Genomic DNA, 9,265 nt, shown 5'->3' on the forward strand with positions numbered 1-9,265 from the left:
TGTGTATAAGAGACAGGTGTCGGAGGCCGCAACCGCGCTGGCGTTCGAAGAGGCTTCGTTGCGCGGGGTGGAACTGGTCGCGGTGTATGCCTGGCACGACACCGGACTGCTGGACTTTCCCGGCATCGACACGGCGGCGATGGCATCCGAAGGCGAACTGGCCCTGGCCGAAAGACTGGCGGGCTGGCGGGAGCGCTACCCCGACGTCACGGTACGCCGCGTGGTGGTCGATGACCGGCCGGCCGACCAACTCGTCGAGCAATCGCAGGAGGCTCAGCTACTGGTGGTGGGCAGCCACGGCCGCGGCGGCTTCACCGGCATGCTGCTGGGTTCGGTCAGCCAGGCAGTGGTGCAGTCGGCGCACGCGCCGGTCGCCGTGGTCCGACCGACCTGACGACGGCGTCAGCCGACCGATACCGGCTCGGACGACGACCGCAGCGTGGCGACCTGCTGCGCCGCCGGCGTCGGCCGCAACGGCACCCGCTGCGGCCACCAGAACCAGCGACCCAGCAGCGCGGCGATCGACGGTGTCATGAAGGAGCGGATCACCAGGGTGTCGATGAGCAGGCCCAGGCCGATGGTGGAGCCCACCTGACCGATCACCTTCAGGTCGGAGACGATCATCGACATCATCGTGAACGCGAACACCAGGCCCGCTGAGGTGACCACGGAGCCACTGCCACCCATGGCGCGGATGATGCCGGTCTTCAGCCCACCGTGCAGCTCTTCCTTCATTCGGGAGACCAGCAGCAGGTTGTAGTCCGAGCCGACCGCCAGCAGGATGATCACCGACATCGCCAGCACCATCCAGTGCAGGTGCAGGCCGATGATGTGCTGCCAGATCAGCACCGAGAGCCCGAACGAGGTGCCCAGTGAGAGCAGCACCGTCCCGACGATCACGGCCGAGGCCACCACCGCGCGGGTGATCAGCAGCATGATGATGAAGATCAGGCACAGTGAGGCGATGCCGGCGATGATCAGGTCATAGTGCGAGCCATCTTTCATGTCCTTGAACATGGCTGCGGTGCCGCCGAGATAGACCTTCGAGCCCTCCAGCGGGGTGCCCTTGAGCGCTTCGTGCACGGCGTGCTTGATCGGCGTGACGTGTGAGATGCCTTCTTCGGACATCGGGTCGCCCTCGTGGGAGATGATGAACCGCACCGAGTGTCCGTCGGGGGACAGGAACATCTTCATGCCGCGCTTGAAGTCGGGGTTGTCGAATGCCTCGGGCGGTAGATAGAACGAGTCGTCGTTCTTGGACTCGTCGAACGCCTTGCCCATGGCGTTCTGGCCTTCCATCATCTTCTCCATCTGAAGCTGCAGGCCCTCCATGGTGGACTGCATCTTCAGCTGGGTGGTCCGCATGTTTTCCATCGTCTCGATCATCGGCGGCATGATCTCGAGCATCCGGGGCATCAGCCGGTCGAGGTTGTCGATGTCGGGCAGCACCTTTTCGAAATCCTCGGTCATCTGGTCGAGGCCGTCCATCACGTCGAAGATCGACCGGATCGACCAGCAGATCGGGATGTCGAAGCAGTGCGGCTCCCAGTAGAAGTAGCTGCGCATCGGGCGCCACATGTCGTCGAAGTCCGCGATCGAGTCGCGCATCTTCTGGATGTCGTCGAGCATGTGGTGCATCTTGAGGTCCATGCTGTGCGTGGTCTCCGACATCGCGCGGGTGACCTCGAGCATCTGCTTCATGCTGTCGATCGAGACCTGCATGTCCTCGCCCATCTTGAGCATGTTCTTCATGCTGTCGAGCTGGTACTTCATGTTCAGTTGCTGGGTGGTGCCCTGCATGCTGATCGCGAACGGGATCGTGGTGTGTTCGATCGGCGTGCCCAGTGGGCGGGTGATGGTCTGCACCCGCCCGACGCCGGGGACCTCGAACACCCGCTTGGCGATCCGGTTGATCACCAGGAAGTCGGCCGGATTGCGCAGGTCGTGGTCGGTCTCGATCATCAGCAGTTCCGGGCTCATCCGGGCCTGGGAGAAGTGCCGGTCGGCGGCGGCGTAGCCGATGTTGGCCGGCACGTAGTCCGGCAGGTACTCCCGGTCGTTGTAGTTGGTCTGGTACCCAGGCAGCGTGAGCAGCCCGACCAGGCAGACCGCGGTGGTGGCCACCAGCACCGGCCCCGGCCAGCGCACGATCAGCGTGCCGATGCGCCGCCAGGTGCGGATCCGCATCGCACGCTTGGGCTCCAGCATGCCGAAGCGGCTGGCCACCGTGACCACCGCGGAACCGAAGGTGAGAGCGGCCACCACAATGACCAACATGCCGATCGCCAGCGGGACGCCCAGCGACTGGAAATAGGGCAGTCGGGTGAAGTGCAGGCAGAAGGTCGCCCCGGCGATGGTCAGCCCGGAACCCAGGATCACGTGCGCGGTGCCGTGATACATGGTGTGGAAGGCCGATTCCTTGTCCTCGCCGAGTGATCGGGCCTCCTGGTAGCGGCCGAGCAGGAAGATCGCATAGTCCGTCGAGGCGGCGATAGCCAGTGTCACCAGCAGATTCACCGCGAACGTCGACAGGCCGATGATGTTGTAGTAGGCCAGCACGGCCACCACGCCGCGGGCAGCGCTCAGCGAGAAGACCACCATGCCCAGCACCAACAGCACGGTGCCGACGGACCGGTAGATACTCAGCAGCATCGTGATGATCACCACGAACGTCAGCGCGGTGATGAGTTTCAGGCTTTTGTCGCCGGCGATGTGCTGATCGGCGTTGAGGGCGGCCCCGCCGGTGACGTAGGCGTGTACGCCCTCGGGGGCCGGGGTGTCGGCGATGATCTGCTGGACGGCCTCGACCGACTCGTTGGCCAGGGTCTCGCCCATGTTGCCGGCCAGATACACCTGAACATAGGCGGCCTTGCCGTCCGGGCTCTGGGATCCGGCTGCGGTCAGCGGGTCGCTCCAGAAGTCCTGGACGTGCTCGATATGGGTGGGGTCGGCCTCCATCTTGGCGACCAACTGGTCGTAGTACTTGTGCGCGTCGTCGCCCAGGGGCTGGTCGCCTTCGATCACGACCATGCCCGAGCTGTCCGACTTGAACTCGTCGAACACCTTTCCGATGCGCATCATCGCGATCATCGACGGAGCGTCGCGGGGGGCCATCGACACCGCGCGCATCTTTCCGACTTCATCGAGCTGCGGCACGATGACGTTCACCAGGACCGTGAGCGCCACCCAGGCCAGGATGATGGGCACAGCGAGCCGCCGGATCCAGGCCGGGATACCGGTGCGCTTGGGTGGTTGCGCGGCAGGCAGCGTGTCGGTGGGGGTGTCGTGGCTGGTGTGGTTGCTCATGCGGATTTCACAATGCAGAAGGTCTGGGCGCTGACGGGGCTGCTGGAGATGCGTTCGTCTTTGACTTCGCCGTCGATGGTGACCCGACAGCCGATGGTGGTGCCGTCACCTTGGGCGACGATGTTGGGGCTCACCGCCGGGTTGGTGGTCGACAGGGTCAGCGACCACGGCAGGCCGGCGCCGTCGACCCGCTGTGGCGTGGCATCGAGGTCCAGGTAGTTGATGTCGGCGTAGGTGCCGTCGGGGCTGAAGATGTCGTAGACCACGACTTTGGGGTGGAACGGCTTGGTGTCCTCGAACGGGGTGGACCCTGAGCCGCTGTCGTCGGCTCCGAAGAAACCGCGGACTCGCTGCACCGTGAACCCCCCTACCACGAGAACGGCGATGATGAGTAGGGGCAACCACGCACGTCTGACAGCGCCGAACATGAAAGCAGTGGCCTTTCGCATCGTGCCGGAATCTGACACAGATTAGTGCATCAAACTTCTTTTTCGCACCCACCCAGGGTTTTATCGCACATATGTTCGATACATTGGAGGGTATGGGCTGGGGTAACGGGCCGCCGAGCTGGGCGGAAATGGAGCGGGTGCTCGATGGTAAGCCTCGTCACACCGGTATTCCTGCCGGTATGTCTGCTGAGCACGGCCCGCCGGCCCCGCAGGTCGAGCCGCTCCGGCCAGCCGGGCGGGTAGTGCCCTACGCCGAGTTGCACGCACACTCGGCGTACAGCTTTCTGGACGGGGCCAGCAGCCCACAGGAGCTGGTTGCCGAGGCTGCCCGGCTGGGCCTGCGGGCGATCGCGCTGACCGATCACGACGGTCTGTACGGAGTGGTGCGCTTCGCCGAGGCGGCCGCCGAGTTGGATATGGCCACGGTGTTCGGCGCCGAGTTGTCGCTGGGGAGGGTGGCGCGCACTGATGACCCGGACCCACCAGGTCCGCACCTACTGGTGCTGGCCCGCGGCCCGGAGGGTTATCGGCGGTTGTCGCGGCAGATCGCCGCCGCGCACCTGGCCGGCGAGAAGGGCAAGCCGCGTTTCGATCTGGATGCGCTGACCGAGGCGGCGGGCGGGCACTGGCACATCCTGACCGGCTGCCGTAAGGGCCACGTTCGCCAGGCGCTGGCCACCGGGGGCCCGGATGCGGCCGCCGCCGCGCTGGCCGACCTGGTGGACCGGTTCGGGGCCGCGCGGGTCAGCGTGGAGCTGACCCGGCACTCCGATCCGTGCGACGACGAACGCAATGCGGCGCTGGCCGGCCTGGCGCCCCGGTTCGGGGTGGGGCTGGTAGCCACCACCGGCGCGCATTTCGCCCGGCCGGACCGGGGGCGGCTGGCAATGGCGCTGGGCGCGGTGCGGGCCCGACAGTCACTGGACGCCGCCGCCGGCCGGCTGGCTCCGCTGGGCGGCTCGCATCTGCGCTCCGGCGCAGAGATGGCCCGATTGTTCGCGGCACATCCGACGGCGGTGCCGGGGGCGGCCGAACTCGGTGAGCGGTGCGCTTTTCCGTTGACGCTGATCGCCCCCCGGCTGCCGCCGTTTGCCGTTCCAGACGGTCACACCGAGGACAGTTGGCTGCGGCAGCTCACCCTGGCCGGCGCGGTCGGGCGCTACGGCCCGCCCGAGCGCATGCCGGATGCCTACGCCCAGATCGAACGCGAGCTGGAAGTCATTGCTCAACTGGGTTTTTCCGGATATTTCCTGGTGGTGCACGACATCACCCAGTTCTGTCGGCGCAGCGACATCTTGTGTCAGGGCAGGGGATCGGCTGCCAACTCCGCGGTCTGCTACGCCCTCGGGATCACCGCGGTGGACCCGGTGGCCAACGGGCTGCTGTTCGAACGCTTTCTGTCGCCGGCTCGCGATGGCCCACCCGACATCGATATCGACATCGAATCGGATGAGCGGGAAAAGGTGATCCAGTACGTCTACGACAAATACGGCCGAGACCACGCCGCCCAGGTGGCCAACGTCATCACCTACCGGGGTCGCAGCGCCGTGCGGGACATGGCCCGCGCGCTGGGCTATTCGCCGGGGCAACAGGACGCCTGGAGCAAGCAGCTGAGCCGATGGGGCCGGCCTGGCCGGGAGGACTCCGATCTGCACGGCATCCCCGAACAGGTGATCGAGCTGGCCGACCAGGTTGCCGACCTGCCGCGGCATCTGGGCATCCACTCCGGAGGCATGGTGATCTGTGACCGCCCGATCGCCGACGTATGCCCGGTGGAATGGGCCCGGATGCCTGGACGAAGCGTGCTGCAGTGGGACAAGGACGACTGCGCGGCAATAGGTTTGGTGAAGTTCGACCTGCTGGGGCTGGGAATGCTGTCGGCATTGCACTACGCGATCGATCTGGTGGCGCAGCATTGCGGCGTCGAAGTGGATTTGGCTGCGATCGATCTGTCCGAGCCGGCGGTGTACGAGATGCTGGCCCGCGCCGACACGGTCGGAGTGTTCCAGGTGGAGTCGCGCGCGCAGATGGCCACCCTGCCGCGGCTGCGCCCCCGGGTGTTCTACGACCTGGTGGTGGAGGTGGCGCTGATCCGCCCCGGGCCGATCCAGGGCGGATCGGTGCATCCCTACATCCGCCGCCGCAACGGTATCGATCCGGTGACCTATGAGCATCCGTGCATGGCGAGGGCCCTGGAGAAAACCTTGGGAATCCCGCTGTTTCAAGAACAGCTGATGACGCTGGCGGTGGACTGCGCCGGATTCACCGCGGGCGAAGCCGACCAGTTGCGACGCGCGATGGGCTCCAAACGATCACCGGAGCGGATGCGCCGATTGCGTGACCGGTTCTACAGCGGCATGGCGGAGTGTCACGGCATCACCGGCGAAGTGGCGGACCGGATCTACGAGAAGCTGGAAGCCTTTGCCAACTACGGATTTCCGGAGAGTCACGCGATGAGTTTCGCGTCGCTGGTGTTCTACTCGGCCTGGTTCAAGCTGCACTACCCGGCGGCGTTCTGCGCCGCGCTGCTCCGCGCCCAACCGATGGGCTTCTATTCGCCGCAGTCACTGGTCGCCGACGCCCGCCGGCACGGGGTTGTGGTGCACCGACCGGACGTCAACGCCAGCCTGGCGCACGCCACACTGGCCGAAGCCGGCACGCAGGTCCGGCTGGGGCTGGGCGCTGTCCGTGGCATCGGTACCGACCTCGCTGAGCGGTTGGTGGCCGACCGTGAGGCCTACGGACCATTTGCTTCGATGCTGGATCTGACTGCGCGGGTACAGCTTTCAGTTCCCCAGACTGAGGCGTTGGCAACCGCCGGCGCATTCGCCGGTTTCGGGGTGTCACGCCGGGAGGCGCTGTGGACGGCCGGGGCTGCGGCGGGGCAGCGGCCGGACCGGCTGCCGGGGGTGGGGGTTGCGACGCATACTCCGGTGTTGCCCGGGATGAGTGAGATCGAGTTGTCGGCGGCCGATGTATGGGCTACCGGGGTGTCCTGCGACAGCTTCCCGACCCAGTTCCTGCGTGCCGATCTCGATGCGCTCGGGGTGATTCCGGCGGTGCGGCTGACCGCGGTTCCCGACGGCACCCGGGTGCTGGTGGCCGGGGCGGTCACCCACCGGCAGCGGCCGTCCACTGCCCGCGGGGTGACGTTCGTCAACATCGAAGACGAGACCGGGATGGTCAATGTGCTGTGTACGCCCGGGGTGTGGACGCGGCATCGCCGGCTGGCGCAGACGGCGACAGCGTTGCTGATCCGCGGGCGGGTGCAGAACGCCAGTGGGGCCATCACCGTGCTGGCCGATCGGTTGGGCGCCCTTGAGCTGGCGGTGAGTTCGCGCTCCCGCGATTTTCGGTAGTACCCCGGCGGTCAGCGGGGCTCGGCGCAGGAGAGCCGAAGCTGGACCGCCGAAGCAAGCCCGACGGTAACCTCCATCCATGACCCTCAACTTGACCGCCGACGAAGTCCTGACCACCACGCGATCGGTCCGCAAACGCCTCGATCTTGACAAGGCCGTTCCCCGCGAGGTGCTGATGGAGTGCCTTGAGATCGCCCTGCAGGCACCCACCGGATCCAACGCTCAGGGCTGGCAGTGGATGTTCGTCACCGACCCGGTCAAAAAGCAGGCGCTCGCCGACATCTACCGCACGAACGCCATGCCGTACCTGAACCGGATGAAGCCTGACTACGGCGAGGGCGACGTGCGCAGTGAGCGGATGGAGTTCATCAGCGGCTCAGCCAGGTATCTGGCCGAGAACCTGCAGGACGTGCCGGTGCTGATGATCCCGTGCCTGGAAGGCAAGCCCGAGACCGGGTCGCTGGGGTTCGGCGCATCGTTCTGGGCGTCGTTGTTCCCGGCTGCGTGGAGCTACTGCCTGGCGTTGCGCAACCGCGGACTTGGTTCCTGCTGGACGACCCTGCACCTGCTCGGGGACGGCGAGCAGCAGGCCGCCGAGGTGCTCGGCATCCCGTACGAGAACTACAGCCAGGGCGGGCTGTTCCCCATCGCCTACACCTTGGGCACCGACTTCAAGCCGGCCAAGCGACTGCCGGCCGAGCAGGTGGCGCACTTCGACACTTGGTGATCGCAAGCGCGGCGGAGCCGGGCGCAGCGGGTCACACCCCGTCGGCGAACCCGTGCTGGCGCCACGCCTCGTAGACCGCGACGGCGGCGGCGTTCGACAGGTTCAGTGAGCGCCGCCCGGCCAGCATCGGGATACGCACCCGCTCGGTGATGTGCGGGTCGGCCAGCGTCGCCTCGTCCAGGCCGGTGGGTTCGGGACCGAACATCAGCACGTCACCGGGCTCATAGCTCACATCGGTGTAGGGGGTGTGGGCGCCGGCGGTGAAGGCGAACACCCGGGCGCCATTCGATACACCCAGCGCCTCCCACGCCGCCGGCAGTGACGAGTGCACGCGCACCCAGGCCAGGTCGTGATAGTCCAAGCCGGCCCGCCGCAGCTTTGGTTCGGACAGGTCGAAACCCATGGGTTCCACCAGATGAAGCTCCGCGCCGGTCGCCGCCACCATCCGAATCGCGTTGCCGGTGTTGGGCGGGATGCGGGGTGAATAGAACATCACTTTGAACACAACAGCATCCTTGTATGACGGCACGCCGTGAAGCGACCGGCCTCCGGTCGCCGCGGTGTATGCGACTATCCCGCTGACGGGGAGTCCGCCCGCGTCGCGCCAGATGCGCCTGACGCATGGCGGGAACGCGCGGCCCGAACGCGGTGAACGCCGGCGTGCCGGAGGGGTACTCCAGGGGGATGTCCAAGCGCCTGAGTCCCCGATCATGGGGTCGACCATCGCCCGCGGCCTGTTTGCTCGACCGAAGTTCGTCAAGACACGCGCAGGTCTCGGAAAGTGTTCTGTTCAGTAAAAATTCTGGTCAGTCCTGCGGGCGACTGGCATACTCGTCGAATTGCTATGCCGTGAAACACACCGCAACCCGTTGTGCGGGTGCGATGTCCCGGAGAGTCCGATGAATGAGGCGCAGACGGTGAATTTCAGCCGAGCGGTCGGCGAATCGGCCGCCGACCGGTGACGCTCTTTGACCACCCGGAAGAGGTGGACCAGGCCTTTGACGCGTCAGCCGAACCAGCCGTGGACGCCCACAAGCCGGAAACCGCGGCGGTCAAACGTCCGTCGCGATGGTCGGTGCGCAACTGGCCGGTGCGCTGGAAGGTGCTGGCGATCGCGTTGCTGCCGTTGGCGCTGGCCGGGCTGTTCGGCGGACTGCGGATCTCCAACGCACTCACCGAGGCCAATCAGCTCCGATTGGTCGCCGACCGCGCCGAGATGATTCCGGCGATCACCAATTACATGTCGGCGTTGGGCGACGCGCTGGTGGCCGCTTCCTCCGACGGCGACGCCGAAGGGGCCCGGAAGAACTTCGAGAACCGCAAGTACGAGCTGCAGTCTCGCCTGTCGCACACCGATGTGGCGACCGATGTGCGGTCCGGGGTCGAGTCGCTGATCGAACGGGGCCCTGTCTCTTATACACATC

6 protein-coding genes and 1 pseudogene are annotated in these 9,265 nt (G+C 66.3%); 4 read left to right on the forward strand and 3 right to left on the reverse strand.

Annotated features, from left to right (window positions below):
- Positions 1-394: universal stress protein (locus tag LI94_RS18700; RefSeq protein ID WP_046302128.1), on the forward strand; the 394-nt coding region annotated here is incomplete at its 5' end.
- 8 nt (positions 395-402) lie between these two features.
- On the opposite strand, the gene LI94_RS18705 is transcribed toward LI94_RS18700, so the two are convergent.
- Together LI94_RS18705 and LI94_RS18710 are read right to left on the reverse strand one after the other, a co-directional pair.
- Positions 403-3,306 carry an MMPL family transporter gene (locus LI94_RS18705; protein ID WP_046302129.1) on the reverse strand — a complete coding sequence of 968 codons (2,904 nt, stop codon included), beginning with the start codon at positions 3,304-3,306 and terminating at the stop codon, positions 403-405.
- The gene (locus tag LI94_RS18710) at positions 3,303-3,734 is read right to left on the reverse strand and encodes an MmpS family protein (protein WP_024440368.1); all 432 of its coding nucleotides are present in this window, start codon (positions 3,732-3,734) and stop codon (positions 3,303-3,305) included. The genes LI94_RS18705 and LI94_RS18710 overlap by 4 nt, the downstream gene beginning before the upstream one ends.
- A 113-nt stretch (positions 3,735-3,847) precedes the next feature.
- Between LI94_RS18710 and LI94_RS18715 the strand changes: the two genes are divergently transcribed.
- Positions 3,848-7,114, forward strand: a complete 3,267-nt coding sequence (locus tag LI94_RS18715; RefSeq protein WP_046302130.1) for an error-prone DNA polymerase — start codon at positions 3,848-3,850, stop codon at positions 7,112-7,114.
- Between the two features lie 79 nt (positions 7,115-7,193).
- Positions 7,194-7,841, forward strand: a complete 648-nt coding sequence (locus tag LI94_RS18720; protein ID WP_046302131.1) for a nitroreductase family protein — start codon at positions 7,194-7,196, stop codon at positions 7,839-7,841.
- A gap of 31 nt (positions 7,842-7,872) precedes the next feature.
- On the opposite strand, the gene LI94_RS18725 is transcribed toward LI94_RS18720, so the two are convergent.
- Positions 7,873-8,346 carry a tRNA (cytidine(34)-2'-O)-methyltransferase gene (locus LI94_RS18725; RefSeq protein ID WP_046302132.1) on the reverse strand — a complete coding sequence of 158 codons (474 nt, stop codon included), beginning with the start codon at positions 8,344-8,346 and terminating at the stop codon, positions 7,873-7,875.
- Between the two features lie 516 nt (positions 8,347-8,862).
- Here LI94_RS18725 and LI94_RS18730 point away from each other — a divergent pair.
- Positions 8,863-9,265, forward strand: a pseudogene (locus tag LI94_RS18730) (ATP-binding protein); the annotation flags it as partial.

Origin of the sequence: Mycobacterium sp. UM_Kg27, from assembly GCF_000972905.1 — a bacterium.
Taxonomy (GTDB): Bacteria; Actinomycetota; Actinomycetes; order Mycobacteriales; family Mycobacteriaceae; genus Mycobacterium.